This is a genomic window from Corynebacterium sp. 21KM1197, from assembly GCF_033783015.1.
Lineage (GTDB): Bacteria > Actinomycetota > Actinomycetes > Mycobacteriales > Mycobacteriaceae > Corynebacterium.
Window position 1 is genome coordinate 446,285 of sequence record NZ_CP123907.1, and the last position, 24,947, is coordinate 471,231.

General features: G+C 65.0%; 27 protein-coding genes and 1 pseudogene. 14 read left to right on the forward strand and 14 right to left on the reverse strand.

What is annotated here, in order from left to right:
• Positions 1-87: 87 nt before the first annotated feature.
• Positions 88-1,398, reverse strand: coding sequence for an alpha/beta fold hydrolase (locus OLW90_RS02250; RefSeq protein ID WP_319650991.1), 1,311 nt, complete (start codon positions 1,396-1,398; stop codon positions 88-90).
• Positions 1,399-1,488: 90 nt separating this feature from the next.
• Complete coding sequence (locus tag OLW90_RS02255; protein WP_319650993.1) at positions 1,489-1,962, reverse strand: tRNA (cytidine(34)-2'-O)-methyltransferase; 474 nt, start codon at positions 1,960-1,962, stop codon at positions 1,489-1,491.
• 34 nt (positions 1,963-1,996) lie between these two features.
• On the opposite strand from OLW90_RS02255, the gene OLW90_RS02260 reads away from it, so the two are divergent.
• On the forward strand, positions 1,997-2,854 hold the full coding sequence (locus OLW90_RS02260; RefSeq protein ID WP_319650997.1) for a bifunctional methylenetetrahydrofolate dehydrogenase/methenyltetrahydrofolate cyclohydrolase: 858 nt from the start codon (positions 1,997-1,999) through the stop codon (positions 2,852-2,854).
• Positions 2,844-3,170 carry a DUF3017 domain-containing protein gene (locus tag OLW90_RS02265; RefSeq protein WP_319651001.1) on the forward strand — a complete coding sequence of 109 codons (327 nt, stop codon included), beginning with the start codon at positions 2,844-2,846 and terminating at the stop codon, positions 3,168-3,170. Before OLW90_RS02260 ends, OLW90_RS02265 begins: the two co-directional genes overlap by 11 nt.
• Here OLW90_RS02265 and metX read toward each other — a convergent pair.
• From metX to OLW90_RS02280, 3 genes are all read right to left on the reverse strand, one after another.
• On the reverse strand, positions 3,167-4,348 hold the full coding sequence (gene metX, locus OLW90_RS02270; protein WP_319651003.1) for a homoserine O-acetyltransferase MetX: 1,182 nt from the start codon (positions 4,346-4,348) through the stop codon (positions 3,167-3,169). The two genes, OLW90_RS02265 and metX, sit on opposite strands and share 4 nt — an antisense overlap.
• An 84-nt stretch (positions 4,349-4,432) precedes the next feature.
• The gene (locus tag OLW90_RS02275) at positions 4,433-4,882 is read right to left on the reverse strand and encodes a PaaI family thioesterase (RefSeq protein ID WP_319651007.1); all 450 of its coding nucleotides are present in this window, start codon (positions 4,880-4,882) and stop codon (positions 4,433-4,435) included.
• A gap of 129 nt (positions 4,883-5,011) precedes the next feature.
• Complete coding sequence (locus tag OLW90_RS02280; protein WP_319651011.1) at positions 5,012-6,328, reverse strand: O-acetylhomoserine/O-acetylserine sulfhydrylase; 1,317 nt, start codon at positions 6,326-6,328, stop codon at positions 5,012-5,014.
• A gap of 164 nt (positions 6,329-6,492) precedes the next feature.
• Here OLW90_RS02280 and OLW90_RS02285 point away from each other — a divergent pair.
• The 4 genes and pseudogenes from OLW90_RS02285 (at position 6,493) to OLW90_RS02300 (ending at position 9,437) form a co-directional block, all read left to right on the forward strand.
• Positions 6,493-8,690: pseudogene (locus tag OLW90_RS02285) on the forward strand (carbon starvation CstA family protein).
• A complete protein-coding gene (locus OLW90_RS02290) occupies positions 8,687-8,869 on the forward strand; it encodes a YbdD/YjiX family protein (RefSeq protein ID WP_319651013.1) in 183 nt (60 codons plus the stop codon). The pseudogene OLW90_RS02285 and the gene OLW90_RS02290 overlap by 4 nt, the downstream one beginning before the upstream one ends.
• A gap of 59 nt (positions 8,870-8,928) precedes the next feature.
• On the forward strand, positions 8,929-9,171 hold the full coding sequence (locus OLW90_RS02295) for a type II toxin-antitoxin system Phd/YefM family antitoxin (RefSeq protein ID WP_319651015.1): 243 nt from the start codon (positions 8,929-8,931) through the stop codon (positions 9,169-9,171).
• A complete protein-coding gene (locus OLW90_RS02300; protein WP_319651017.1) occupies positions 9,165-9,437 on the forward strand; it encodes a Txe/YoeB family addiction module toxin in 273 nt (90 codons plus the stop codon). Before OLW90_RS02295 ends, OLW90_RS02300 begins: the two co-directional genes overlap by 7 nt.
• Positions 9,438-9,500: 63 nt before the next feature.
• Here OLW90_RS02300 and OLW90_RS02305 read toward each other — a convergent pair whose 3' ends face one another.
• Both OLW90_RS02305 and OLW90_RS02310 read right to left on the reverse strand, forming a co-directional pair.
• Positions 9,501-11,720 (reverse strand): NADP-dependent isocitrate dehydrogenase, encoded by a 2,220-nt coding sequence (locus OLW90_RS02305; protein WP_319651021.1) that lies wholly within the window; start codon positions 11,718-11,720, stop codon positions 9,501-9,503.
• An 83-nt stretch (positions 11,721-11,803) separates the two neighbouring features.
• Entirely contained in the window at positions 11,804-12,742 is a 939-nt protein-coding gene (locus OLW90_RS02310; protein WP_319651025.1) for a siderophore-interacting protein, read from the reverse strand.
• 102 nt (positions 12,743-12,844) lie between these two features.
• On the opposite strand from OLW90_RS02310, the gene OLW90_RS02315 reads away from it, so the two are divergent.
• The 3 genes from OLW90_RS02315 (at position 12,845) to OLW90_RS02325 (ending at position 14,883) form a co-directional block, all read left to right on the forward strand.
• Entirely contained in the window at positions 12,845-13,756 is a 912-nt protein-coding gene (locus OLW90_RS02315; protein ID WP_319651032.1) for an exodeoxyribonuclease III, read from the forward strand.
• Positions 13,756-14,634, forward strand: coding sequence for a trimeric intracellular cation channel family protein (locus OLW90_RS02320; RefSeq protein WP_319651047.1), 879 nt, complete (start codon positions 13,756-13,758; stop codon positions 14,632-14,634). Before OLW90_RS02315 ends, OLW90_RS02320 begins: the two co-directional genes overlap by 1 nt.
• A 72-nt stretch (positions 14,635-14,706) precedes the next feature.
• Positions 14,707-14,883 carry a hypothetical protein gene (locus OLW90_RS02325; RefSeq protein WP_319651050.1) on the forward strand — a complete coding sequence of 59 codons (177 nt, stop codon included), beginning with the start codon at positions 14,707-14,709 and terminating at the stop codon, positions 14,881-14,883.
• A 68-nt stretch (positions 14,884-14,951) separates the two neighbouring features.
• Here OLW90_RS02325 and OLW90_RS02330 read toward each other — a convergent pair whose 3' ends face one another.
• The 3 genes from OLW90_RS02330 to OLW90_RS02340 are packed head-to-tail and all read right to left on the reverse strand — an operon-like array spanning position 14,952 to position 16,808.
• On the reverse strand, positions 14,952-15,596 hold the full coding sequence (locus OLW90_RS02330) for a hypothetical protein (protein WP_319651055.1): 645 nt from the start codon (positions 15,594-15,596) through the stop codon (positions 14,952-14,954).
• Positions 15,596-16,405, reverse strand: coding sequence for an ATP-binding cassette domain-containing protein (locus OLW90_RS02335; protein ID WP_319651057.1), 810 nt, complete (start codon positions 16,403-16,405; stop codon positions 15,596-15,598). The genes OLW90_RS02330 and OLW90_RS02335 overlap by 1 nt, the downstream gene beginning before the upstream one ends.
• Entirely contained in the window at positions 16,380-16,808 is a 429-nt protein-coding gene (locus OLW90_RS02340) for a GntR family transcriptional regulator (RefSeq protein ID WP_319651059.1), read from the reverse strand. Before OLW90_RS02340 ends, OLW90_RS02335 begins: the two co-directional genes overlap by 26 nt.
• 123 nt (positions 16,809-16,931) lie before the next feature.
• On the opposite strand from OLW90_RS02340, the gene OLW90_RS02345 reads away from it, so the two are divergent.
• The 3 genes from OLW90_RS02345 (at position 16,932) to OLW90_RS02355 (ending at position 19,635) form a co-directional block, all read left to right on the forward strand.
• Positions 16,932-17,279, forward strand: a complete 348-nt coding sequence (locus OLW90_RS02345; RefSeq protein WP_319651060.1) for a hypothetical protein — start codon at positions 16,932-16,934, stop codon at positions 17,277-17,279.
• A gap of 80 nt (positions 17,280-17,359) precedes the next feature.
• Complete coding sequence (trpS, locus tag OLW90_RS02350; protein WP_319651062.1) at positions 17,360-18,412, forward strand: tryptophan--tRNA ligase; 1,053 nt, start codon at positions 17,360-17,362, stop codon at positions 18,410-18,412.
• A 152-nt stretch (positions 18,413-18,564) separates the two neighbouring features.
• The gene (locus OLW90_RS02355) at positions 18,565-19,635 is read left to right on the forward strand and encodes a YhjD/YihY/BrkB family envelope integrity protein (RefSeq protein ID WP_319651063.1); all 1,071 of its coding nucleotides are present in this window, start codon (positions 18,565-18,567) and stop codon (positions 19,633-19,635) included.
• A 4-nt stretch (positions 19,636-19,639) separates the two neighbouring features.
• Here OLW90_RS02355 and OLW90_RS02360 read toward each other — a convergent pair whose 3' ends face one another.
• The 4 genes from OLW90_RS02360 to OLW90_RS02375 form a co-directional block, all read right to left on the reverse strand.
• Positions 19,640-20,980 carry a D-alanyl-D-alanine carboxypeptidase family protein gene (locus tag OLW90_RS02360; RefSeq protein ID WP_319651064.1) on the reverse strand — a complete coding sequence of 447 codons (1,341 nt, stop codon included), beginning with the start codon at positions 20,978-20,980 and terminating at the stop codon, positions 19,640-19,642.
• A gap of 78 nt (positions 20,981-21,058) precedes the next feature.
• Positions 21,059-22,288, reverse strand: a complete 1,230-nt coding sequence (locus OLW90_RS02365; protein WP_319651065.1) for a hypothetical protein — start codon at positions 22,286-22,288, stop codon at positions 21,059-21,061.
• 10 nt (positions 22,289-22,298) lie between these two features.
• Positions 22,299-23,216 (reverse strand): C40 family peptidase, encoded by a 918-nt coding sequence (locus OLW90_RS02370; RefSeq protein ID WP_319651067.1) that lies wholly within the window; start codon positions 23,214-23,216, stop codon positions 22,299-22,301.
• Positions 23,213-23,503 carry a hypothetical protein gene (locus OLW90_RS02375; protein WP_319651072.1) on the reverse strand — a complete coding sequence of 97 codons (291 nt, stop codon included), beginning with the start codon at positions 23,501-23,503 and terminating at the stop codon, positions 23,213-23,215. Before OLW90_RS02375 ends, OLW90_RS02370 begins: the two co-directional genes overlap by 4 nt.
• A 120-nt stretch (positions 23,504-23,623) precedes the next feature.
• Here OLW90_RS02375 and upp point away from each other — a divergent pair, with 120 nt between their 5' ends.
• A complete protein-coding gene (gene upp, locus OLW90_RS02380) occupies positions 23,624-24,259 on the forward strand; it encodes a uracil phosphoribosyltransferase (protein WP_319651075.1) in 636 nt (211 codons plus the stop codon).
• Between the two features lie 166 nt (positions 24,260-24,425).
• On the forward strand, positions 24,426-24,860 hold the full coding sequence (locus OLW90_RS02385; RefSeq protein ID WP_319651079.1) for a helix-turn-helix transcriptional regulator: 435 nt from the start codon (positions 24,426-24,428) through the stop codon (positions 24,858-24,860).
• Positions 24,861-24,947: the final 87 nt, after the last annotated feature.

Consider the following 24,947-nt stretch of genomic DNA (forward strand, 5'->3'; position numbering starts at 1 on the left):
GTCTACCAGGAGTGACGAGGGGAAAGGGAAAGGCCCACCGCGCGATCGTGAGGGGCGCGGTGGGCCTGCTATAGGGGGAATCTGCGGTTAAAAAGCGCCGCAGTTGCTGGTGGTGGGAGCGCCGTTGAAGCGATCCTTGATCCAGCTAAAGGACTCCGGTGCGCGGAGATACATGGGGATTCCGTGATTAATTCCGGTGCCCGTGAGGATCGCGGGAGTGCCCTCCGCGCGGAACTCCACATCGCCACCCAGTGCGCAGTAATCCTGCGCCATGCGGCGGGCCTGGCCCACCGGCACGATGTCATCGGCATCATCGTTGATCACAAGCATGGGGGCATTGAGGTTGCGGTGCCCGCGCTCCTGGGCCTCGTAGAACTCGCGGATGATCGGGTCGCGCTGGGCGATCTCCGTGAAGCTCTCCCCGGTGGTGGTCCAATTGCGGGAATCGCGGAAGCCCTGGGTGACCACGCTATCCACGGCGCAGGCATTCAGGCCGTTTTCCACGGCCGCGCGGCCCTGCTCGTTGAGGTAGCCCAGGAATGCCTCGTACGCCTGGGGATTATCCTCCACGGCACCCGCCACCAGGTAGGTTTGCAGGCCGCTGAGCAGGGTTCGGTCAAAGGCCTCCATCGTCTCGATCAGGCCGCTGGTGGGAGCGCCGGCGTAGGTGCCCTTGACGTTGAGCTCGGGGGCGTATTCCGCCGCGTACTCCGCGGCAGCGGCGGCGGAACCGCCACCCTGGGAATAGCCGTAGAAGGCGATGGGGGAGGTGGGCTCCACACCGGCGAAGGCCAGGGTGGCGCGGGCGGCGTCCAGCATGGCGTAGGCCTCGGGCTGATTGTTGAGGTAACGCTGCTGCCCCTCGGTGCCCATGCCCATGTGATCGGTCATGACCACGCGCATTCCCTGGGCCACGGCGGCGTACATGAGCGGAAGCTCGTAGTTCACGGCCACGGAATCGTTTTGGGGGTCAATGGCCGCCAACATGCCCGGCCCCAGGGAGGGGGCGCAGGCGCGTCCCTCGCCGCGGGTACCCGGTCCCATCACCAGGGTGGGGGTGGGGCCCTCCCCGCGCCACGGGGTGAGCGGCTCGATGACCACGCCGGAAACCACGGCGGGGGCGCCGCTGGGGGCGGTGGAGGAGTAGAGAATACGGTGAGCCTTGCCCGGCAGGTTCGGGGTGGGAAGTCCCAGGTAGGCGGCGGTGGAATCCGCGAGGTTGAGCGCGTGCGGGGCGATCTCGCTGCGGATCACGGTGCCCGGTTGCGCGGGAATCTCCGCGGGTGCCTGGTAGAAGGGCTCGGCGGGGTTGAAGATGGGGCTGTTGGCCCCAGGGGTGGGGAAGGGATTCTCGGCAGCCGTGGCGGGGATCGAAGAAACGGACAAAACGGTGGTCATACAGGCCGCGGTTGCACAGGCCAGCTTTGCTCGTAGGTTCATGGTCTACACCATATATAAAAGGAGAAGTATCAACAATTTTTAAGGTTGCTATACGGCCCCGGGGAATCCCACCTGCCGCCAGGCCTCGAAAACGGCGATCGAGGCGGAGTTGGAGAGGTTCATGGAGCGCCGCGCGGGCAGCATGGGAATCCGCACCCGTTGGGTGACCCTCGGGTGCGCCATGTGCTCCTCCGGCAACCCCGTGGGCTCGGTGCCGAAGAGGAGGGCGTCGCCAGGCAGGTAGGACACCGAGGTGTGCCACGTAGACGACGCCGAGGTAAAGGCGAACACGCGCGAATCCGGCAGCGCCGCGAGGCAGGCGTCCAGGGTGGGGTGAATGCGCACGTCCGCGAGGTCGTGATAATCCAGGCCTGCGCGCTTGAGGTGCTTATCGTCAAAATTAAAGCCCAACGGCTCCACCAGGTGCAGCCGCGCGCCGGTATTGGCGCACAGGCGAATGGCATTGCCGGTATTGCCGGGGATCACCGGATTATCAAAGATGATGTGAAAGGGCGCGGGCATGGCGCTCATTCTACGGGGAGGCATAATAGGTGCCGTGACTGCGATCAAACTGGATGGAAAACTCTACCGCGCCGAGCTTATCGACGCCCTGCGCCAGCGCGTGGACGCCCTGCGCGCCAAGGGCATCACCCCCGGCCTGGCCACCGTGCTGGTGGGCGAGGACCCCGGCAGCCAGAACTACGTGCGCATGAAGCACAAGGACTGCGAGGAGGTGGGCATTACCTCCATTCGCCGCGACCTGCCCGAGGAGACCACGCAGGAAGAACTCGAAGCGGTGATCGACGAACTCAACAATGATCCCGCCTGTACCGGCTACATCGTGCAACTTCCCCTGCCCAAGCACCTGGACGAAAATGCCATCCTGGAGCGCATTGACCCCGCCAAGGACGCCGATGGCCTCCACCCCGTGAACCTGGGCAAACTGGTGCTGAACGAGCCCGCGCCCCTGCCGTGCACCCCCAACGGCTCCATTCAACTGCTGCGCCGCTTTGGCGTGGAACTCGACGGCGCCAAGGTGGTGGTGATCGGGCGCGGGGTGACCGTGGGCCGCCCCATCGGCCTCATGCTCACCCGCCGCTCGGAGAACGCCACCGTCACCCTTTGCCACACCGGCACCAAGGACCTGGCTGCGGAAACCCGCACCGCGGACGTTATCATCGCGGCCGCCGGGCAGCCGCACATGCTCACCGCAGACATGATTAAGCCCGGTGCGGCGCTCCTGGACGTGGGCGTTTCCCGCGTGGACGGCAAGACCACCGGCGATGTCCACCCGGACTGCTGGGAGGTGGCCGGGGCGATCTCCCCCAACCCCGGGGGCGTGGGCCCCATGACGCGCACCTTCCTCATGGCCAACATCGTGGAGCGGGCGGAACGCCTGGCCGATGAATCCTAGCGATTACCTGGATAATCCCCACGACGTCGCCCTGCGTCCCTCGCGGCTACCGCTCTGGGCGCAGCGGACCATGATGGGGATTTTTCTGCTTGCGTTAGCCGCCAGCGCGCTTTTTGCCTTCACCGAGCACTGGCGGCGCGCCACCTTTAGCCTGGGTAGCGCGCTGGTGTGGCTGGCCGTGGTGCGCCTGCTGTGCGATTCCCGCCTGGTGGGGATCTTCGCGGTGCGCTCCCGGCGCTTTGACACGCTCTTTAGCACGCTTCTTGGCGGAAGCATGGCCTTTTTGGCGCTTTCGGTGGATTCCCTGGGGAGTTAGGGCAGCGCTTCTGCTTCCGTGTGGTGGGCTGCTGCGCTGTGGGTCGTCGTGCTGTGGGATCCTGTGCTGTGGGCCGCCGCGCGGCCGAGGAAACTCCGAATGATCCGATCCATCTGACGAGTCTCCGCCAGGAAGGCATCGTGCCCCACCGGGGAGACGATCTTGGCCATGCCCAGCAGGTTGCCCAGGTTGCGCGAAAGGTGCTCCTGCTGGTGGTAGGGGTAGAGAATATCTGTGTCCACCCCGGCCACAAAGGTGGGCGTGCCAATTGCCGCCAGTGCCTTGTTCAGCCCGCCCCGCCCCCGGCCGATGTCATGCCGATTCAGTGCGTCCGTGAGCGTCACGTAGGAACCCGCGTCAAAGCGCCGGGCCAGTTTATCCGCCTGATAATCCAGGTAACTCTCCACGGCAAAGCGTTGCTGTGGGCTGCGGAACGCTCCGCAGGGATTCTCCCCCTCCTGAGCGGAGGTGCCAAAACGCTCGTCCAGTTCCAACTCACCCCGGTAAGTGAGGTGCGCGATGCGTCGCGCGGTGGCAAGTCCCCCAAGGGGGGCCGTGCCGGTGGAATAGTAATCCCCGCCGTGCCAGTGGGGATCATTTTCCACCGCCGCGATCTGGGCGGACTGAATACCGATCTGCCAGGCGCTCGCGCGGGCGGACACGGCGAACACGCCCGCAGCGCTGAGGCGTTCCGGGTAAAGAGCAGCCCACTCTAGGGTGCGCGCCCCGCCCATCGAGCCGCCGAGTACGGCGTGCACGCGGTTGATGCCTAGGGCACGCAGGAAAAGGCGTTCCGCGTGCACCTGATCCCTAATAGAGAGGGCGGGAAAACGCGAGCCCCAGGCGGTAGCGGTGGCTTGCGACGCCGGTAGCGGGTTCGGGTGCGGGGAGGAGGGACCGGTGGAACCCTGGCAGCCGCCCAGCACGTTGGTGCTGATCACGCAGTAGCGGCGGGTATCCAGCGCCCGGCCTGGTCCTAAGAGGTCCCCCCACCACTGATCCACCCGGGAATCCCCGGTGAGGGCGTGCTCCACCAGCAGCACGTTGGAGTGATCCGGGGCGGGGGTGCCCCAGCGCTGGTAGGCGATCTGCGCGCCGGGAATGGTGGCCCCGGCTTCCGTGGTGAACGTGCCGATGGGCACGGTGGCGAGGACGCCCTCGGCGGCGAGGTGACTCATGGTGGGGCCTTCCGCTAGACGAATGGTGATAGACAACTCGGTATAGACAGCTTGGTTCGCCATCGTAGCGGAAGGGCGCGCGGGTTAGTGCTTTTTCTTTCGGTAGTACACCTGGCGGCGAATGTGGGCCACCACGTCGCCTTCCTCGTCAATGAGGTCCAGGTCAAACCAGTGTAGATACTTGGAGCCGTCCGCCGTCTTTTCCTTGATGAGGGCGATGGTGGCGTCATCGATGGAAATATCCGCGCTGATTCTGCCGCGCCCCGGCTTGACGAACTTGGCCTCCACGCCCACGTCCCAGATGTAATAGTCCGACCCCAACTGGTACATGGACACCAGCATGAAGAAGGGGTCCGTCATAGACAGCATGGTGCCGCCAAAGGCGGTGCCCACCGCGTTGCAGGTGAGTTTGTTGGGCTTGTAGGTGACCAGGAAGCGGGAGCCGTCCGGGGCGTATTCCTTGATCTTCACCCCGGCCCCCAGAAAGGGGGGCCAAAACGGCATGAAGCGGGCGAGGGTGCGGGGAGAGTACATGGCGGGCCTTTGCTATTCGACGAAAATGTGATCTGGGTCAAGATGATAGCAAGGCGGGTGCGCTATTTTCCCTGCCACTGTGGGGTTGGTGGGGTGCATGGGCTTCACGCAGTGGCAGGGAAAAGTACGTTAGAGCGCCTGGAAGCCGAGGTCGAGGTCGGCCAGAATGTCCTCGATGTGCTCGATCCCCACGGAAAGCCGGATCGTGGCGGGTGAGATCCCCGCGCGGGTCAGACCGTGCTCGTCGGACTGTGAGTGCGTGGTGGTGGCGGGGTGTGCCACCAGGGAGCGCACGTCCCCGATGTTGGCGAGGTTGGAGTGCAGGCGCAGGGCGTCGATAAAGCGCCACGCCTCCTCCTTACCTCCCGCAACGTCAAAGGAAAGTACCGAGCCGGTGTGCGCCAGCCCCAGGCGCTCCTTGACCGGGTACCAGGGGGAATCCGGCAGGCCCGCGTAATTGATCTTGGTCACGGCGCTTTGGCTGGCCAGGTACTCGGCCACCGCGCGGGCGTTGGCGTTGTGCCGCTCCACGCGCAGGCTCAGGGTGTCCAGTCCCTGCAAGGTGATCCAGGCGTTGAAGGGGGAGAGGGCGGCACCCGTATCGCGCAGCAGGCCCGCGCGGGCCTTGAGTCCAAAGGCGACGTCGCCAAGATCGACGTAGCGCAGGCCGTGATAGGCGGGATCGGGGGTGACAAAGTAGGGGAATACCGGCTGGCCATCGCGCTCCACCGTCCAGTCGAAGGAACCGCCGTCCACCAGGATTCCGCCGATCCCGGAGCCGTTGCCGGTGTAGAACTTTGTGAGCGAGGCCACCACCACGTCCGCGCCCAGTTCCAGCGGGCGTACCAGGGCGGCGGTGGCGATGGTGTTATCCACGATCAGCGGCACCTGGTGGGCGTGCGCCACCTCGGCCACGGCGGGAATATCCAGCACATCGGCCTGGGGGTTGGCAAAGGTCTCGCCGTAGAAGGCCTTGGTGTTGGGCTTGACGGCGGCGGCCCAGGAGGTAGGATCATCCGGGTTTTCCACGAAAGTGACCTCGATGCCCAGGCGGGCCAGGGTGGATTGAAAGAGCGTTTCCGTGCCGCCGTAGAGGCGCGGGGAGGTGACGATGTGATCGCCCGCGGCCGCGAGGTTCAAGATCGCGGCGGTTTCCGCCGCCTGGCCGGAGGCAAAGGCCACGGCGTGCGTGCCGCCCTCCAGGGAGGCCAGGCGATTTTCCAGGGCCTCCGTGGTGGGGTTGGTGAGCCGGGAATAGATGGGCCCGGCGTCCTCCAGGGCAAAGCGCTGCTTGGCGTGCTCGGCGGAGTCGAACACGTAGGAACTGGTGAGGTGAATGGGTTGGTTGCGCGAGGCGGTATCGGAGTCCACGGACTGTCCGGCGTGAATGGAGCGGGTTTCAAAGTTCCACCGCGCGGCCTGGGAATTATCGTACTTGGGGGCCATGATCGTGCCTTTCTTTAAGCGGAAGTGTGATTGGCAACCCACCCTAGTGAACCGCTCTGTCTATGTGGAAGATTTATATTCAGCCACGCCCACCCTGTATCTTCGATTGCGATTTGCAGGCAGGGTTAGACGCCTCACACAAGGGGCGGCGGAAGGGAGCGGCGATGGAGGTTCTGCGAAACGAGGCCACGGGGCAACCCGTGGGCGTGGTGGGGCAGCGGCCCTCGGCGGCGTCGAAAGTAATCATGCTGGTCATCGCCATCGTTGCCGCCGTGGGCTGGGCGATAATCGCGCTCCATCGCGGGGAGACCATCAACTCCGTGTGGCTGGTGGCCGCCGCCGTGGGCTCCTACTTCATCGCCTACACCCTGTATTCGCGGCTGATCGCGTACAAGGTGGTGCGGCCCCGCGACGATCGCGCCACCCCCGCCGAGCAGCACGCCGACGGCTGCCCACCGATCGCCGCGTGCTCTTTGGGCATCACTTCGCTGCCATCGCGGGCGCGGGTCCGTTGGTGGGGCCGGTGATGGCGGCCCAGATGGGCTACCTGCCCTCCACCTTGTGGATCGTGCTCGGCGTGATCTTTGCCGGGGCGGTGCAGGATTACCTGGTGCTGTGGGTGTCCACGCGGCGTCGGGGGCGCTCCCTGGGGCAGATGGTGCGCGATGAGATGGGCCGCGTGGGCGGTGCCGCCGGAATCGTGGCGGTGATCGCCATCATGATCATCATCATCGCGGTGCTGGCGCTGATCGTGGTCAATGCCCTGGCGCACAGCCCCTGGGGCGTGTTCTCCATCGCCATGACCATTCCGATCGCGTTATTCATGGGCGTGTACATGCGCTACCTGCGCCCGGGCCGGATCGTGGAGGTCTCCGCCATCGGCGTGGTGCTCCTGCTCGCCGCCATCGTGGCCGGCGGTTGGGTGGCGGAAACCTCCTGGGGTGCGGAGTGGTTCACCCTCTCCCCGGTGGTGCTGGCCTGGTGCCTGATCGCCTACGGCGTGGTGGCGGCCCTGTTGCCGGTGTGGCTGCTGCTGGCCCCGCGCGATTACCTCTCCACCTTCATGAAGATCGGCGTGATCGCCCTGCTCGCGGTGGGAATCATCATCGTGCGCCCCGAGGTGCAGATGCCCGCGATCACGCACTTTGCCCGCGAGGGCGGCGGCCCGGTGTTCTCCGGCTCGCTCTTCCCCTTCCTCTTCATTACCATCGCCTGCGGCGCGCTCTCCGGGTTCCACGCCCTGATTTCCTCCGGCACCACGCCCAAACTGGTGGAAAAGGAATCCCAGATGCGCATGATCGGCTACGGCGGCATGCTCATGGAATCCTTTGTGGCGATCATGGCGCTGATCGCCGCCGTGGTGATCGACCGCCACATGTACTTTGTGATGAACGCCCCCGCCACACTCACCGGCGGCGCGGCGGACAGCGCTGCCACCTGGGTGAACTCCCTGGGGCTGCCCGGAGCCGACCTCAGCGCCCAGCAGCTTAACGACGCCGCCGTGGCCGTGGGGGAGGAGACCATCATCTCCCGCACGGGCGGCGCGCCTACCCTGGCCTACGGCATGTCCGAGATCCTTACCGATGTGTTCGGCAACGCCGCCTTGCAGGCGTTCTGGTACCACTTTGCGATCATGTTCGAGGCGCTGTTCATCCTCACCACCGTGGACGCGGGCACCCGCGTGGCCCGCTTCATGATGACAGACACCCTGGCCGCCGTGCCCGGCTTGGGCCGCTTCCGCGATCCCTCCTGGGCCCCGGGAAGCTGGATCGCCACTTTCCTGGTGTGCGGGCTGTGGGGCTCCATTTTGCTCATGGGCGTGAGCGATCCCCTGGGTGGCATCAACGTGCTCTTCCCGCTCTTTGGCATCGCCAATCAGTTATTGGCCGCCATTGCGCTCTCCCTGGTGCTCGTGGTGGTGATGAAAAAGGGCCTGTACAAGTGGGCCTGGATTCCCGGCCTGCCCCTGGCCTGGGACCTGGTGGTGACCATGACGGCCTCCTGGCACAAGATCTTCTCCTCCGACCCCGCGATTGGCTACTGGGCCCAGCACCGCCGCTTCCGCGATGCCTTCGATCAGGGCCTGGACTCCTTTGGCAGCGCCACCTCGCGGGAGGCGATGGAGGCCGTGGTGCGCAACACCGCCGTGCAGGGCGTGCTCTCCATCGTGTTTGCGGTGCTGGTGATCGTGGTGATCGCCGCCGCCGTGGTGGCCTGCCTGCGGGCGGTGCGGCAGCGTTCGGAGGGGGAGGAGCCGCAGAGCAGCGAGGAACCCTTTGCGCCCTCCAACCTGTTCGCCCCCGCCGGGCTGGTGGCCACGGCGGCGGAGAAGGAGATTGAAAAGGAGGCGCTGCGCTCATGAGGGGCTTGCTACGGAAAGCGTACTGGTACGTGGCGGAAATGCTGGGGGAGAACGCTTACCGGCACTACGTGGAGCACCTGCGCGCCCACCACCCGGAGGCCTCGGTGCCCAGCGAGCGGGAGTTCTGGAAGGAAACCTGGGCGGAGCGGGGGGCTAATCCGGGGGCGCGGTGTTGTTGAGGGACGTTCGAGTGTGAGTGGATTGCCGATGCGAACGTTATTCCGTACGCTTCAGTGTCATGGCAAGCACCACGTCCACCGCCGCCCGAGCTAACTTGTACCGCCTTATTGATGAGGTGAACGAACATTCGGATCCGCTCCTCATCACGGGACAGCGCCACAACGCGGTACTCGTGGGGGAGGAGGATTGGCGGGCCATCCAGGAGACCCTGTACCTGACCTCCATTCCCGGCATGGTGGGATCCCTGCGAGAGGCTGAGGCCGAGGGCGTCAAGGGAGGATCCACGGAGCTGGAATGGTAAGCCAGGAATGGCGGATTGTGTACTCAAAGCCTGCGCAAAAGGACGCTCGGAACCTTTCCGCTGCGGGGTTAAAACCTAAAGCACAGGTTTTACTTCGACTCTTAGAGCGCGACCCTCTGGCCACTCCTCCGCCTTGTGAGAAACTGGTGGGTAATCTTGCCGGGTACTTCTCCCGCAGAATCAATATCCAACACCGGCTGGTGTATAAGGTCCTTGAGGAGGAGAAAACCGTGCTGGTGCTGCGCATGTGGAGCCATTACGAATGAGGCATGAATAAAAGGAGGGCACCCCGAGCGGGTGCCCTCCTTTATCGGGAAAAGAGGAATTGCTTAAGCCTTAATCCCATCAATGATCTCATTGAACGCCGCAGACGGACGCATGATGGCGGTGGTCTTGGCCTCGTCCGGCCAGTAGTAGCCGCCGAGGTCGGCGGGCTGGCCTTGGGCCGCAATCAGTTCGGCGTCGATCTGCTCGGCCTTGTCCGCCAGGGCCTTGGCCACGGGGCCAAAGACCTCGGCCAGGGCGGCGTCCTCGGTCTGCTCCGCCAGGGCGCGCGCCCAGTAGAGGGAGAGCCAGAAGTGGGAGCCGCGGTCGTCGATCTCGCCCACCTTGCGGGAGGGGGACTTGCCCTCGTCGAGAAGCGTCTCGGTGGCGGTGTCCAGGGCCGCAGCCAGCACGGCGGCGCGTTCGTTGTCCCCGCCGCCCTGGGCGAAGTGGCGCAGGGACTCGGCCAGGGCCAGGTACTCGCCCAGGGAATCCCAGCGCAGGTGGTTTTCCTCCTGCACCTGCTGGACGTGCTTGGGGGCGGAGCCTCCCGCGCCGGTCTCAAAGAGGCCGCCACCGGCCATGAGCGGCACGATGGAGAGCATCTTGGCGGAGGTGCCCAGTTCGAGGATGGGGAAGAGGTCGGTGTTGTAATCGCGCAGCACGTTACCGGTCACGGAGATGGTGTCCTCGCCTCGGCGCAGGCGCTCCACGCTGACCTTGGTGGCCTCCACGGGGGAGAGGATCTGAATGTCTAGGCCCTCGGTATCGTGCTCGGCCAGGTACTTGTTCACCAGGTCGGTGAGGTTGCGGTCGTGGGCGCGCTCCGGGTCCAGCCAGAAGATGGCGGGCGTGCCGGAGAGGCGGGCGCGCTTGACGGCCAGCTTCACCCAGTCGCGGATGGGGGCGTCCTTGGTCTGGCAGGCGCGCCAGATGTCCCCGGCCTCCACCTCGTGGGAGATGAGCACCTCGCCGGCGGAGTTGCGCACCTCCACCCGGCCCGCGGCGGGGATCTTGAAGGTCTTGTTGTGGGAGCCGTACTCCTCGGCCTTCTGCGCCATGAGGCCTACGTTGGGCACGGTGCCCATCGTGGTGGGGTCGAAGGCGCCGTTGGCCTTGCAGTCCTCGATCACGGCCTGGTACACCCCGGCGTAGGAGGAGTCGGGGATCACGGCCAGGGTGTCCTGCTCCTGATCGTCCTTGTTCCACATGTGGCCGGAGGTGCGGATCATGGCGGGCATGGAGGCGTCGATGATGACGTCCGAGGGCACGTGCAGGTTGGTGATCCCCTTGTGGGAGTTCACCATCGCCAGATCGGGGCCCTCCTCCAGGGCCTTATCAAAGGCGGCGCGGATCTCTGCGCCGCCCTCCAGGTTCTCCAGGCCGGTGAAGATGGCGGCCAGGCCGTTCTCGCCGTTGAGGCCCGCCTCCTCCAGCACCTCGCCGTACTGATCGAATACGTCCTTGAAGTAGGCGCGTACCACGTGGCCGAAGATGATGGGATCGGAAACCTTCATCATGGTGGCCTTGAGGTGCGCGGAGAAGAGCACGCCCTCCTCCTTGGCGCGGGCCACCTGGGCGATGAGGAACTCATCAAGAGCCTTGGCGGAGAGCACGGTGCCGTCAATGACCTCGCCGGCCAGCACCGGCAGGGCCTTCTTCAGGGTGATCTGGTGATCGTCCGCGCCCACGTGAACGATGGAGAGGGTGTCCTCGGCGGGCATAATCACGGACTTCTCGTTGTGGCGGAAATCGTGATCGCTCATGGTGGCCACGGTGGTCTTGGAATCCGTGCTCCACGCGCCCATCGAGTGCGGGCGCTTGCGGGCAAAGTTCTTCACGGCCTTGGGTGCGCGGCGATCGGAGTTGCCCTCGCGCAGCACGGGGTTCACGGCGGAGCCCTTGACGGCGTCGTACTTGGCGCGTACCTCGCGCTGCTCCTCCGTGGAGGTCTCCTCCGGGTAATCGGGAATATCAAAGCCTGCGGCCTGCAATTCCGCGATGGCGCGCTTGAGCTGCGGCAGGGAGGCGGAGATATTGGGGAGCTTAATGATGTTCGCCTCGGGCGTCTTGGCGAGGTCGCCCAGCTCGGCCAGGGCGTCGTCGATACGCTGCTCGGGGCGAAGTCGCTCCGGGAACTGCGCGAGGATACGTCCGGCCAGGGAAATATCCCGCGTTTCCACCTCAATGCCCGCGGTGGAGGCGAAGGCCTCCACGATGGGCTTGAGGGAATACGTTGCCAGCAATGGCGCTTCATCGGTGCGGGTCCACATGATCTTGGCCATGATTACTCCTCGTCCTTGGGGTTCTCGGTCATCTCAACGGCTATCCAGGGTACCCCTAACCAGCGCGCCAGGTGTGCGGAAACTCAGCTCATGGACACGCCCCGGCGCCAGTAGCCCATAAACGCCACCTGCGAGCGCGCCACGCCCACCTCGCGCACCAGGTATCGTCGCAGGTCTTGCACCACGCCGGACTCCCCGGCGATCCAGAAGTATTCCCCCTCCCCGGTGGCCTCGGGCACCTCCCAGAGTAACTGTGCCTTATCACCCACCAGGTGCGGCTCGGGCACCTTGTGCTTATCGACGCCCCCTTTACCCCGCAGGTGCTCCCGCAGGGATTGACGAAGCAGATCGCCCAGTGGCGCGCCCTCGCGCGGCAGCCAGGTGATAGGGGCGGGGCTGGCGATAGGGAGACAATCCGCGCGGGTGGGTACCTCGATATAGGCGCGGGCGCTGAGATCGGGGTGATGGTGGTGAAGATCCTCCAGGATCCGGGCGATGGCGGGGGCGGCCGTCTCATCGCCGCACAGGGTGATGGACTGCGCGGCTCCCGGGCGGAACTCGATGCCGGAACCGCTATCGACCCCCGCGCGCGGCCCCACCACCAACACCTCCGCGCCGGGGGTGGCCTGGGCGGCCCACTGGGCGGCCGGCCCGGTGGCGGCGGGATCGAGGTGCAGCACGAAGTCCACGATGAGTTCGGGGGCGTCGGTAGTGGACGCGGCGGGGCGCAGTTCCCTGATGGAGTAGGTGCGCATGTCCCCACGTCGATCCTCCGGGAGCGCCAACCAATCCTGGTACCAATTCTGCGAGCCCGCGAGGTCCGGGAGCGCGCCCGTGGCGCGCGGCGGGAAGATGAGCTTAATGCGCTGGTCATACACGGGATTGCCGGTATTGCCGATCTCCGCCATGCCCGGCCCGCCCAGGGTGACGCGCACAAAGTGCGGGGAGAGGCGCTCGGCCCGGATCACCTGGGCGCGGGCCACCGCGTAGGGCGGGCGCGCGGTTTCCTGCTGGCTGCTCATGGTGTGCTCCTCTCCGGGGATAGTTCACCCTAACCTACGTGAAGTTCCCGGAGCGGTGGGGGAGTATTGGCCTGGCTCCCATCGGTGTCTATTGTGGTGCGCATGACGCTGACCATTACCTCCGTGAATGTCAATGGCGTGCGCGCCGCCACCAAAAAACGCAGCGAGGAAAACCTCGGCATGAACGCCTGGCTGGAACAAAACCAGCCGGACGTGGTGCTCCTGCAAGAGGTACGCGCCAGCATCGAGCAGACCCACGCGGCCCTGGCCCCCGCGCTGGAAGCCGGGTGGCACTACGAGGGCGCTCCCGCCGCCGCCAAGGGGCGCGCCGGGGTGGGGATCCTCAGCCGCACCCCGCTGCACGACGTCTCCGTGGGCTTCGGTTCCTTTACCGATTCCGGCCGGTGGATCGAGGCCACGGTGGAGGCGGACTTTGGCCCGGTGCGCGTGGCCTCCCTGTACCTGCCGTCTGGTTCCGAGAATACGGAGAAGCAGGACGAGAAGTACCGATTCTTCGACGAGTTCGACGAGGTACTGGCCCAGCGCGCGCAAGAGCATAAGAATATGGTGATCGGCGGAGACTGGAATATCTGCCACCGCCGCGAGGACCTGAAGAACTGGAAGGGCAACATGAAGAAGTCCGGCTTCCTGCCGGACGAGCGGGCCTTTATGGACTCCCTCTTTGGCACCTTCCCGGACGAGGCCACGCAGGTGGAATCCGGTGTAGGTGAGTTCTTAGGCGCCGTGGACTATACCGGAGGGCGGGCGCGCGCGGCGGCCCAGGAGCCGCAGTGGTTTGACGTGAACCGCCGCCTCAACCCGGAGGGGCCGGGGCCGTACACCTGGTGGACGTACCGGGGCCAGGCCTTTAATAACGACGCCGGGTGGCGCATTGATTACCAGGCCGCCACCGCCGCCATGATGGAACGAGCTCAGAAAACCTGGGTGGACAAGGCGGAGGCGGTGGAACTTCGCTGGTCCGACCACTCGCCGCTCAACGTCGTGTACGCATAATGCTGCTTTCCGTTCTTTACGTAGTAGGCATTACGGCGGAGTCTGTCACCGCCGCGCTCTCCGCGGGGCGGCAAAAGATGGACGTGTTTGGCGTGGTCATGGTGGCCTGCATGACGGCCCTGGGCGGGGGAGTGGTGCGCGATGTGCTGCTCAATAATTACCCCCTGACCTGGGTGGAGCAGCCAATTTACCTCATCATCGTGATCGTGGCGGCGCTGATTACCATCTCGCTGTCCTTCCTCATGTACTACTTCCGGGTGCTCTTCCTGGTGCTCGACGCGGTGGGCCTGGCCACGTTCTCCGTGTTGGGCACCCGGATCGCCCTGGAATTAGGCCACGGCTTTGTCATCGCCACCGTTTCCTCCGTGGCCACCGGCGTGGCCGGAGGCGTGCTGCGCGATCTCATGTCCGACCGCATGCCCCTGGTGTTTGCCAAGGAACTCTATGCCTCCATCTCCGTGCTGGTGACCATCACGTACATGGGGCTCTTGCAGGTGGGGCTATCCGAGCACTGGGTGGTGATTGTGGCGCTGGTGGTGGGCTTTGGTGCCCGGTGCCTGGCGATCTATTACGACAAGGGCCTGCCGGTATTCGAGTACCTGGGGCGCGATCAACCCATCGACCCGCGCGTGCGGCTCTCCTATCACCTGCTGCGGCGGGGCTGGCGCAGCGCCAGGCGACGCTCCGGCTACGACGCCGCCCGCTATGCGCTGCTCAACCGGCAGGCGGGGCGCCACCACAGGAAGCCAAAAAACGAGGACATTCAGTGGTCGCTCACCGTGGAGCTGGATAACAAGAAGCGACGCAAGCACGCCAGGGATAAGGTTCAGGCGTGGTCGCCCAAGAAGGGGAAGCGGGCCGCCCCCGGTGGAGAATAACTGTGGACGTGTCTTATACTTCAACCCGATAAGGCACTTCCCGTTTGATTGGATCTATATATGGTTGCGATAGTGTTATTCGTTCTCGGGCTCGCCGGTGTGGTCGGCGGGTTCCTCTGGGCCGCGGCCGCCGGGCATAGCATCGCCGCGATCCTGGCCGCGCTGGTGATCGCGGTGGGTGGCTCCTTGCTGACCGCCGCCTGGGCCGTGGTGGCGGACAAGATCAGCCCCACCTCCAAGAAGCTCTAAAGGGCGAATAGCGCTAGTAGACCAGCCCCCTTCCGTCACGGGAGGGGGCTGGTCTTATTTTTGTGGGATTAGAGGCCGCGTCGGGCGCTCCAGGCGGTGACGGCGATGGCGGCAAGAAGCGGCGGGAGGGTGAAAATGTACACGCCGGGGACGGGGGCGTGAATGGTGAGATCCGAGGGATATATCTCGGAGGAAACCGCGTACATGAAAGCTAATCCGCCGAACACGCTGAGAGAAATAATCGCGATCATGATCGAACTGAGTCTTTGCGACATGAGAGCGCCGAACATGGTGCCTAGGGCCGCAGCGGTGCCGATCAGACAGAAAAAGATCGTGAACGTGAGCGCGAGGCTGCTCGCGGGGCTGATCGTGGGTTCGATGGTGAATGTGGAGGGGATGGAACGTACCATGAGGGAGCTATGGGGATTGCCGATATAGGCGGTGACGGCCCCGATGGCGGAAAGAGGGATGGTGAAACCGGCGATGGTGAGCAGGTTGCTGCCAAACCACTTCTGCCAGGGAACGCCGAGGGAGAGGTGGGCCCGAAGATCGGTGGCGGCCGCCCAGAACAGGGCAAAGGTGGCGGGGAGGAGAAGCATATTCCACGTATCGGCATCGGGGAAAAAGCGGTTGCTCAGTCCTAGCACGAGAGCGATGAGCGCGGTGCCGATGAGGAAGAGGCGCTGGGAGGAGCGATAAAACACTTTCCACATTAGGAGCGATTCCTTTCCTGATAGACCAGGGTGTCGATAGCGGCGGCGTCCTCGGGGTATTCCACGGTGACCCCATGGGGGACGTGTGCGGGCGTGCCGCTAAGGGTGAGGCGGGTGAGATTGCCGAGGGTTTGCTCGCGCAGAACGGGTAGGGAACCGGCGGCCTGCCGAACCTCCGTGGTGGGCCCGCTGAGAATGGGGAAGCGGGCGCGAAGATCGTCGAGGGAATACGTGCCGCCCAGGTGGCCTCGATGGATTGGGGTGGCGTCCTCCACCAGGCCTGCGAGGTCCTCGGCGCGGTGCGAGGTGATGATGATCGTAAGTAGCGGGCTTCCCTGAATGAGGCCCAGCAGCGCGGCGCGCAGGCCCTCGCGCGCGGTGACGTCGAGGCCGGTGAAGGGTTCGTCGAGAAGCATGAGCGGGGCGCGGCTGGCCAGCGTGGTGGACACCGCCGCGAGTTGCCTCCCGCCCACGCTGAGTTTGCGGGTGGAACTGTGTGGGGTGAGGTCGAGGGGTTCGAGGAGCCTTTCTGCCAGCGCGTGATCGAACTCTGGGTGCACGAGCGCGGCGGCGGAAAAGTGATGGTACAGGCGCTCCCCGGCAAAGGAAATATCATTGCCCGTCATGGACATGGCGGCGGCACTCACATCCCGGCTACCGGAGCGTAGTGGAGTGAGGCCCGCGATGGTGCGCAGCAGCGTGGTCTTGCCGGAACCATTGGGGCCGATGAGGCCGTGCACGCCGGGTTCTAGTTCCCACGTGGTGGGGGCGAGGAAACCTCGCCTATCCACGGCTTGGTGAATCTTCATGGTTATTCCTTTCTTGCTCGGTGGCTGCGTGTTCAGTGGTCTCGCGCTCGATGGCCTCGTGCTTAATGGTGGCGATGAGATCGCTGAGGCTAAGCCCCAGAGCTGACGCCTCGCGCAGAAGCGGGCGAATGTAATCGCGGGCTAGGTGTGCGCGCCGCTGCTCGAGGATTTGCTCGCGGGCCGTGGGGGTGACGAACATGCCTAGCCCGCGCCGCTTTTCCACCAGGCCCTCCTGATGAAGGGCGGTGAGCGCCTTGGCGGCGGTGGTGGGATTGACGGAGTGGAAGGCGGAGAGTTCGTTGGTGGAGGGGGCGCGTTCCCCTTCCTTGAGGGTGCCGGCGGCGATGTGATCGCGGAGTTCATCGGCTATGCGCTGGTAGAGGGGTCGGGGATCGGTGCTCATGTCATGGGTACCTCCTTCGGTGGGTGAGTTTACCACTTATGTGGGTAACCATGTAGGTGGTGTGGAATGGTGGGGTAGCGTGGGGCGCAGCATATCCGCAGAAATACCGCTCAAGGAGGGACAATGGGACTCTTGCGTGGCCCGATATGGGAGATGAGGGACACGGGGAGCGCTGACACTGACAGCACCTTTATCCGAATCCGGCTCTGCGGCGACGTCGCCGTGGCCGAGTTCTTCCTCACGGAGTTATGCAGTTTTTTCGGAATTGACGGGCTTGATTGTCTGCAAAGGCAATTCCGCGTTTGGTACGAGGAAGAGTGCTTTTCCTGGGACCCGGTGGAGAAAATCCATGTGGAGCAGAGGCCCTTTTCCCACTACTTCCCCTCCACCAGGGTTCCGGGCTGTTATGCCCCGCAGCCGCTCCCCGAGGCCATCGACGGGAAGATCATGTGGGGAATGGCAAAGGAATAAGTCCCAGGGGCAAGGTGGGGTACCAGCACAGGGCAGGCTCCCCGCCAGCCCCCGTGGGGAAACCTCTACACTGATAAGGCATGAGCGAAGAGCACGGCGTATCCCCGGCGACCCCCGCCGATGGCACCCCCCAGCGCGTCCTTTCCGGTATTCAGCCCACCGCGGATTCCTACCACCTGGGCAATTACCTCGGAGCGCTGAAGCAGTGGATTGACCTCCAAGACGGCTACGATGCCTTCTACTTCATTCCCGATCTCCATGCGATCACCGTGGAACAGGATCCCGAGGAGTTGCGCGCTCGCACCCTGGCGGGTGCCGCCCAACTCTTAGCCCTGGGGATTGACCCGGAAAAGTCCACGCTCTTTGTGCAGTCGCAGGTGCCCGCTCACGCGGAACTCACCTGGGTGCTCACCTGCCTCACCGGCTTTGGGGAGGCTTCCCGCATGACGCAGTTCAAGGACAAGTCCGCCAAGCAGGGCTCCGAGCGCACCTCGGCGGGCCTTTTTGCCTACCCCATGCTCATGGCGGCCGATATTCTCCTGTACCGCCCGCACCTGGTGCCGGTGGGAGAGGATCAGCGTCAGCACCTGGAACTCACCCGCAACCTCGCGGAGCGCTTTAACCACCGCTACGGATCCACCTTTGTGGTGCCGGAGGGCTTCATTCCCGAGGGGTCGGCCAAGATCTACGATCTGCAAGACCCCACCTCCAAGATGTCCAAGTCCGGCGCTAACCCCAAGGGCCTGGTGAATCTCCTGGACGATCCCAAGACGTCTGCCAAGCGAATCCGCTCCGCCGTGACGGACAACGACGGCGTGATCGCCTATGACCGGGAGAACAAGCCCGGTGTGTCCAACCTCCTGGGTATCCAATCCGCGCTCACCGGCACCCCCATCGCGGACCTGGTGGCTTCTTATGAGGGCAAAGGCTACGGCGTGCTCAAGGTGGACACCGCCGAGGCATTGGAGGCCTTTACCACTCCGCTGCGGGCGCGGTACGAGGAGTTCATGGGGGATCGCGCTGAATTGGAGAATATCCTGGCCAAGGGGGCGCAGCGCGCCTCCGAGGAGGCCGCGCCGCTGTTGGCCGAGGTGTATGACAAGATGGGCTTCCTGCCGCCGCGTTCCGCCTAGCTGGAGGGGGACGGTAGACGTGCGGGGACGTCGATAAGCGTCACCTTAAGTGTGGAATCGTAGGCGCGGACACGGGCATGGTTTACTGTGGTGTCGGTGGGCACCACACGCGCCCGCGCAACCGCTAACCGCCTACGAGAGGAGCCTGTACCGTGGCCACCGTCACCAGCGCCGATAAGCGCGATACGGATGAATACGGCATTGAACGTATCCGCACTGACGAGCCAGGCTTGATTGATAAGCTCCGCGAAAAGTGGGGATGGTTCGATCACGTCATGCTCATGCAGGAGCGCTACAGTCTGATGGGCGGTAACCAGTACTCCGCGGGTATTACGTACTTCTCCGTGCTGGCGATGTTCCCGATCCTCATGCTCAGCGTGGCCATCGCGGCCACCGTGCTGGCGGCCAACCCGGATCAATTGGAGCGTCTCCAGGACCAGATCGCCGGGAATCTGGACGGCCAGATGGGCGATATGGTCAATGAGATTTTGGATACCGCCATCGCCCAGCGCGGTACTGTGGCCGGAATCGGTGCGGTGACCGCCTTGTGGTCCGGGCTGGGGTGGATGAACAACCTGCGCTACGGCGTGTCCAAGATGTGGAGGGTAGATCCCACGGACGGCAACTTTGCCGTGAAAAAGGCCTTTGACCTGGTGGGCCTGTTGGGTCTGCTGCTTTCCTTCGCCGTGGCCTTTGGCATGACCGCCGTGGGCTCCTCCGGGGTGACCACGAGGCTTCTGGAGATGGCCGGGATTGATGACGCCCCCGGCATGCAGTACGTGATTCAGGCCGTGGCGCTCCTGGTGGGCCTGCTGGCGAACTTCCTGGTCATGGCCTGGATGATTATTTTCCTGCCGCGCACGCACGTGCCGCGCCGTTCCGGGCTCAAGGCGGCGGTGATCGGCGCTGTGGCCTTTGAGATCATCAAGCAACTGGGTTCGGTCTTTGCCTCCAACGCGCTGAATAACCCCGCCGGTGCCACCTTTGGCCCGATCATCGGCCTCATGGTGATCATGTATCTGATCTGGCGCGTGGTGCTCTATGTTTCCGCATGGGCGGCCACAACGGAGGAATCCCTGGCCGAGACCCCCGTCCCCGCGCCGGAACCCGCGGTGATCCGGGTGCGCAACGAGATCCGCGAGGAGACGTTCTCGCCTAAGGTCCTGGGGGCGGGCGCGGCGCTGGGGGCCACCGCCGCGTGGCTGCTGCGTCGCCGCAAGTAACTGCTTATCGACGCCGCCGCAGGCTCAGCAGCGCGAGAACGGCCGCGGCGGCCAGCACGATTCCCGCCACGACGGTGCCGATGAGGGCGCCGCGCTGCGCGATCGAGGAGGACTCGGGACTATCGCCCGGCTGCGGAGCTGGGGAGGGGGCGGCGGAGGATTCCGTCTTGTTTGGTTGCTGATCCAGGTTGCCTACGTTTGCCCCGCGCGGCAGCGCGTAGGCGGCGTGGAGAAGCTTCTGGGCCTGCTCCCACGGGCGGCCCTTATCAATGGTGGTATCCAGCAGCACGGCGGCCAAGCGGCGGCCCCCGCGATCCATCGCGCCCACGAAGGTGTGGTTGGCGTCATCGGTATAGCCGGTCTTGCCACCAATGCCATCGGGGTCGTTGAGGAAGAGCCCGTTATCGTTCCACACCTCGTAGCCGGGATATTCGTCATATCCGGGGAGATTCCAGAACTCCGTGTTCACAATCGCCGCAAAGGCCGGATTCCGCCACGCATAGCGATACATCTTGGCCAGGTCGGTCACGGAGGTCATTTGCCCGGCGGCATCCAGCCCGGTGACCGAACCCACGTGGGTGTCGGTGGCCCCGATCTGGGCGGCCAGGTCATTGACCTTGCGCAGCGCCACGGCGTCCCCACCCAGGGCCTCCGCGAGCGCCTGAGCGGCGTCATTTCCGGAGGCCAGCAGGAGGCCGTGCAGCAGATCCTCCGTGGTGTACCGCCCCGTGGTGCCGATCCCCACGGCGGAGCCCTCCATTCCGGCGGCCCGCTCACTCACGGGGATCACGGCGTGATAGTTCAGGTCGCGCAGGGCCACCAGGGCCAGCAGCACCTTGATCACGCTGGCGGGGCGGTATCGCCCGTGCGGATCCTTTTGTGCGACTACCTCGCCGGTATCCAGGTCAAATACGAGCCACGAACTCGCGGTTTGCTCCTGGGGAACCTGGTACCCCAGCGCTGCGGTAATGCCGCAGGAACCCTGGTACGTCACCGGGGGTGGGGTGGGGGCCGTTTGTCCGGGGGCCAGGACCTCCGAGGTGGTGATGGGATCACCCGGGCGCAGCGCATGGGGGCAGGACTGAGTATCGGGGGCCGCCGTGCGGGTGGGGGTGGGGGCGTCCGACTCGGAGGCGTTATCCTCGGCATGATCCGCCGAACTATCGACGCCCTCTGGACCCGGAACCGTCGCGCCGGGGACGCCAAGACCGGGATTCGTGGCACCGGGGGTGGCCGGAGGGAGCGGCGGGCTGACCTGCGCTGCGGCGGGGAGAGCCACGCCACAATGAAGCGGAATGAGCATGCAGGTGGCTGCCAGAACGCGACGAGAGGTAAAAGATAACATCGCGGTATATGTTAGACGGCCAACGCCACGTTCCCGGTATCACCACGGCGTGTGCGGCCAGCAAAAATTATGCGCCGATTAGGTGCGTGAGAAGCGCTTGACCAGCATTTGTTCCATTTCCTTCCAATCATTGGAGTGCTGGGTAAACGGAGCGGAGGGCACATATCCCACGGTCTCGGAGGAGCCGAGCATGTAGGAGATGTAATCCTGCATGCGCGGGTGTGCAAGGAAGAAGGAGTTGAGGGAATCGTCTCCGGCCCAGTCGGCGGCATCGGCAAGCAACTCGTAGCAGCGAGCCATCTGAGCCGTGTCCACGGCGTCCACGCTCTTGGCGATGGCGCGCTCCATGCCGTTGAAGGAGTACACGTTGTCCGCGTGCACGGTGACCTCTAGTTCCCCGGCGTTGGCGGCGGAGAGCACGTCCTCCCAGGTGGAGACGGTGGCGAGATCGTGGGTGTCATTGGCGATGAGCCACCGCACCAGGGCCTTGCGGTTATTGAAGGTGAAGATCTCCCCGTAGCGGCCCAGGAACACCGGAACGCCGCGCAGGTAGGTGCGCAGGGTATAGAGCGTGCTGCCGTCGATGGAAATCTTGATGGGGTCAATGCCCGCGGCGGCCCACACGGTGGAGTCATAGGGATCGGCGGCCTCCTTGGCTTCCTTCTCCCGTTCCTCCTCCTGGCGGCGGCTCTCCGCGGCGGCGCTCACGGCGGCGTCGAGGCGCTCCTTGGCGCCGGATACCGCGCTTTCCTTCGGCTGTACCACCTCAAAAATACCGTCGAGGCTGTGCACCACCTGCTGCCAGTTGTGCAACACCACGCGCCCCACGCCGGACCACTCCTGCTCGCCGTGCTCGCCCCGGTAGTGCTCGATGCCGCGTTCCAGGTTGCTCAGGATGGAGTGGGAGCCAAAGAACCCGGCGGCCTCCTGCGCGCCGCCGACCTCCGCGAGGGCGCGCGCCACCCGCATGGTGGCGGCCACGGTGGAAACGTGATCGTAGGAGGGGCGCTCGGCCAGGGTGGCGGGCATGCCGATGATGTCAAAGTACTCGCGCTCGGAGGGCTCCACGCGGTTTTCCGGCAATGCGGCAAAGGCCTGCCAGCGCGGGTGATCGAGCAAATCGTGCTGCGTGCCGGATTCTAAGAACGCCAGCATGGCGGCGGTGGATTCAAAGAAATAGAGCTTCTCCCCGGCACCGAGGAAGCCCTGCCACTTGGCGCCGTGCTCGCGCCACTCGGGGGCCCACAAGGTGTAATAATCGCCCTCGGTCAGGGATAACTTCACGGGGAGGATGGCTCTCATGCTCATGGCGGGGATTCTACCCGAGCGCCTCACCCGTGGGGCGGTAGAACCCCTTAAAGGTCATGCCCATGTTTGACGTGCGCAGCGGGTTCTCCTGCACGGGGTCCCCGGCCTCGATGAGCATTCCGTCCCCGGCGTACATCGCCACATGGCCGTCCCACACCGCGAGGTCTCCTGGTTGCAATTCCTCGGCGCTCACGGGAGTGCCCACCGTTTGATCCTGGGCCAGGCGCGGCAGTTCCACACCCGCTTGCCGCCAGGCCCACTGAGTGAGTCCGGAGCAATCGAATCCCTGCGGGGTGGTGCCGCCCCAGGAATACGGAGTGCCGATGGCGCTGCGCGCGGCAGCCACGGCCTGCTGCCCGGCCGTGTTATCGGAAGCGCCCGCGGGGTTTTCCTCCGTTGGCTGGGGCGCGGCCTCCGCGCTGGGCGGAGGGGGAGGCGGAGTGTTTCCGCTTTCCGGCCCTGCGCTCGTTGTGGGAGTCGCGGCCAGTGTGCCCTCGGCTTCCGGGGGCGGTAACTGGGCGGCGGCGCGTTCCAGGTCTGACTCCAGCTCCGCGCTGCGGCGCTGGGCCTGCGCCAGCGCCTCTCCGCCCCATAGATGTGCTTGAGCGATCAGGGCGGGCCAGGCGGTGGGATTGGTGGCTTGCGCGAATCCCTGGTGAACCCGGTGCAGGAGGTTGAGGGAAATCTGGTGAAAATCCTGGCTCGCCGCGCCGATCATGCCATTGGCGGTGCCCGTGGCCAGGAGGGTCCGCGCGTGATCCTGGGCCAGGCGCTGGGCACGATCGGCAAGGGAGACGGGATCGGGCCGGAAGTATCGCCCCAGCCGATCCGCCGCGTGGACATCGGGAATCTCGCGCAGGGGAGGCGGGGTAATGGGGGCGGGAACGAGCCGCGCGATGGCGAGAAGATAAGGGACGAGGGGAATCATGGCCGTGCTTCCGTGGAACCAAGACCGGCGGCGAGGCGGGAATCCGCCTCCTCGATTGCGGATACGGAGGCTAGCGAATCCTCCGCGAGGCGGTAACCGAGGGCCGCGAGGGCGTCGTGACGCTGATGGAGCGCGGAGACGCTGCCGCGAAGCCGCTCGTGGAAAGCCGCGGTGGCGGGGACGTCCTGCTGCGGTGGAACCTCGGGCGCGGGGCTGGGTGCGCAGCAGCGCGCTAACTCCGCGGCGAGGAGGCGGGCGTGGGAACAGTCAATGTGAAGATCCGTCATACGTGTATTGGACTGCGCGCGCCGGGGTTTGGTTCCCGCTTTGCTTCCTCGGGGGCCTGCGAAGCGGAGCCGTGAGGCGGCACGCAGGAAAACACACAGAAGCTGCTTAGGATAGAACTCATGGATATTACCGTGATCGACCACCCGCTCGCCGCCTCCCGCCTGACCATCATGCGCGATCGTCGCAGCGATAACGCCGCCTTCCGCGCCGCCCTGGCGGACCTGGGCGCCATGCTCATCTACGAGGCCTCCCGGGCTCTGCCGGTGGAGCACTTTGATACCGAGACTCCGGTGGCCACCGCACGCGGTACTCGCCTGGAAAACCCACCGATCATCGTCCCCGTGATTCGCGCGGGCCTGGGAATGGTCGATCCGGCGCTTTCCATGATTCCCGACGCCCAGGTGGGGTTCATCGGCCTGGCCCGCGACGAAAAGACGCACGAGCCCGTGCCGTACCTGGAGGCACTGCCGGAGGACCTCAGCGGCAGGGCGGTATTTGTGGTCGATCCCATGCTGGCCACGGGTGGCTCCCTGCTGCACTCCGTGCGGTTACTCGCGGAGCGCGGAGCCACGGATATTACGGCGGTGTGCATGGTGTCCTCCCAGGTAGGAGTGGATGCGCTGGCGGATTCGGGGCTGCCGGTGCGGCTGGTCACGGCCACGATTGATCCCGGTTTGAACGAGGACGCCTACATCGTGCCGGGCCTGGGCGACGCGGGTGACCGGCTCTATGGCCCTCGAAACATTGACCTCTGAGTGTGGCGGGTCGCTTCGGCGGCGTTGCGACACCGACGCCTTGGCCCGGGAAACGCCGGGGCTTGGGAGATCGAGGAACGCTCCTGGGTGACCAAAATGCTACGGAAAGGAGCCTGCACAATATATTTGGCGGCTCATTCCCGGTGTAGTGGGCAGGGTGGTCGCTATGAGCAGCGATCAGAACTGGGTCCAATGGGCGAGTTACGGGCACGCCCTGGCCCGCAACCTCAAGGATTTGCGGTTCATGCGTGGACTTAGTCAGCAAGACCTCGCGGATTTGGCTGGGATCAGCAGAAACCAGGTGAGCAACCTGGAACGCAATGAGAACACCAGCACCAAGTCCTCCGACCCGGTGCTATCCACCGTGTACAAGCTGGCTCGTGCTTTGCAGGTACCGCCCGCAGTGTTGCTCCCCGGCGTTGGGCATAACGTGGACATTATCTGTCACCCGCGTCAAGGAATCGAGGTGAGCTTTGAATGGCCCGCCACCGAGGAGGACACGATGGCCTTCCAGCCGCGCGAGTTGATGGGCAGGTGGCAGGGCGAGGCTCCGCAATGGCACGCCGCGCAGCGCTCGCGCCGGGAGCAGGGCAAGCGATAACGCAGGGCAGGGGATAAAAGCCAGGTTGAGGTTCGAGTCCTGGTGGGGAAGAACGGGGCGGTACTATAGCGAGAAGATATTTTCTGC

Coding starts and splice junctions, on each gene's coding strand:
- OLW90_RS02340 (WP_319651059.1), bottom strand. CDS start 16,808: ATGAGCACCGATCCCCGACCCCTCTACCAGCGCATAGCCGATGAACTC.
- OLW90_RS02335 (WP_319651057.1), bottom strand. CDS start 16,405: ATGAAGATTCACCAAGCCGTGGATAGGCGAGGTTTCCTCGCCCCCACC.
- OLW90_RS02365 (WP_319651065.1), bottom strand. CDS start 22,288: ATGAGCATGAGAGCCATCCTCCCCGTGAAGTTATCCCTGACCGAGGGC.
- OLW90_RS02320 (WP_319651047.1), top strand. CDS start 13,756: ATGCTGCTTTCCGTTCTTTACGTAGTAGGCATTACGGCGGAGTCTGTC.
- OLW90_RS02305 (WP_319651021.1), bottom strand. CDS start 11,720: ATGGCCAAGATCATGTGGACCCGCACCGATGAAGCGCCATTGCTGGCA.
- OLW90_RS02280 (WP_319651011.1), bottom strand. CDS start 6,328: ATGGCCCCCAAGTACGATAATTCCCAGGCCGCGCGGTGGAACTTTGAA.
- upp (WP_319651075.1), top strand. CDS start 23,624: ATGGATATTACCGTGATCGACCACCCGCTCGCCGCCTCCCGCCTGACC.
- OLW90_RS02295 (WP_319651015.1), top strand. CDS start 8,929: ATGGCAAGCACCACGTCCACCGCCGCCCGAGCTAACTTGTACCGCCTT.
- OLW90_RS02290 (WP_319651013.1), top strand. CDS start 8,687: ATGAGGGGCTTGCTACGGAAAGCGTACTGGTACGTGGCGGAAATGCTG.
- metX (WP_319651003.1), bottom strand. CDS start 4,348: ATGAGTCACCTCGCCGCCGAGGGCGTCCTCGCCACCGTGCCCATCGGC.
- OLW90_RS02375 (WP_319651072.1), bottom strand. CDS start 23,503: ATGACGGATCTTCACATTGACTGTTCCCACGCCCGCCTCCTCGCCGCG.
- OLW90_RS02385 (WP_319651079.1), top strand. CDS start 24,426: ATGAGCAGCGATCAGAACTGGGTCCAATGGGCGAGTTACGGGCACGCC.
- OLW90_RS02360 (WP_319651064.1), bottom strand. CDS start 20,980: ATGTTATCTTTTACCTCTCGTCGCGTTCTGGCAGCCACCTGCATGCTC.
- OLW90_RS02275 (WP_319651007.1), bottom strand. CDS start 4,882: ATGTACTCTCCCCGCACCCTCGCCCGCTTCATGCCGTTTTGGCCCCCC.
- trpS (WP_319651062.1), top strand. CDS start 17,360: ATGAGCGAAGAGCACGGCGTATCCCCGGCGACCCCCGCCGATGGCACC.
- OLW90_RS02315 (WP_319651032.1), top strand. CDS start 12,845: ATGACGCTGACCATTACCTCCGTGAATGTCAATGGCGTGCGCGCCGCC.
- OLW90_RS02265 (WP_319651001.1), top strand. CDS start 2,844: ATGAATCCTAGCGATTACCTGGATAATCCCCACGACGTCGCCCTGCGT.
- OLW90_RS02345 (WP_319651060.1), top strand. CDS start 16,932: ATGGGACTCTTGCGTGGCCCGATATGGGAGATGAGGGACACGGGGAGC.
- OLW90_RS02250 (WP_319650991.1), bottom strand. CDS start 1,398: ATGACCACCGTTTTGTCCGTTTCTTCGATCCCCGCCACGGCTGCCGAG.
- OLW90_RS02300 (WP_319651017.1), top strand. CDS start 9,165: ATGGTAAGCCAGGAATGGCGGATTGTGTACTCAAAGCCTGCGCAAAAG.
- OLW90_RS02370 (WP_319651067.1), bottom strand. CDS start 23,216: ATGATTCCCCTCGTCCCTTATCTTCTCGCCATCGCGCGGCTCGTTCCC.
- OLW90_RS02310 (WP_319651025.1), bottom strand. CDS start 12,742: ATGAGCAGCCAGCAGGAAACCGCGCGCCCGCCCTACGCGGTGGCCCGC.
- OLW90_RS02330 (WP_319651055.1), bottom strand. CDS start 15,596: ATGTGGAAAGTGTTTTATCGCTCCTCCCAGCGCCTCTTCCTCATCGGC.
- OLW90_RS02255 (WP_319650993.1), bottom strand. CDS start 1,962: ATGCCCGCGCCCTTTCACATCATCTTTGATAATCCGGTGATCCCCGGC.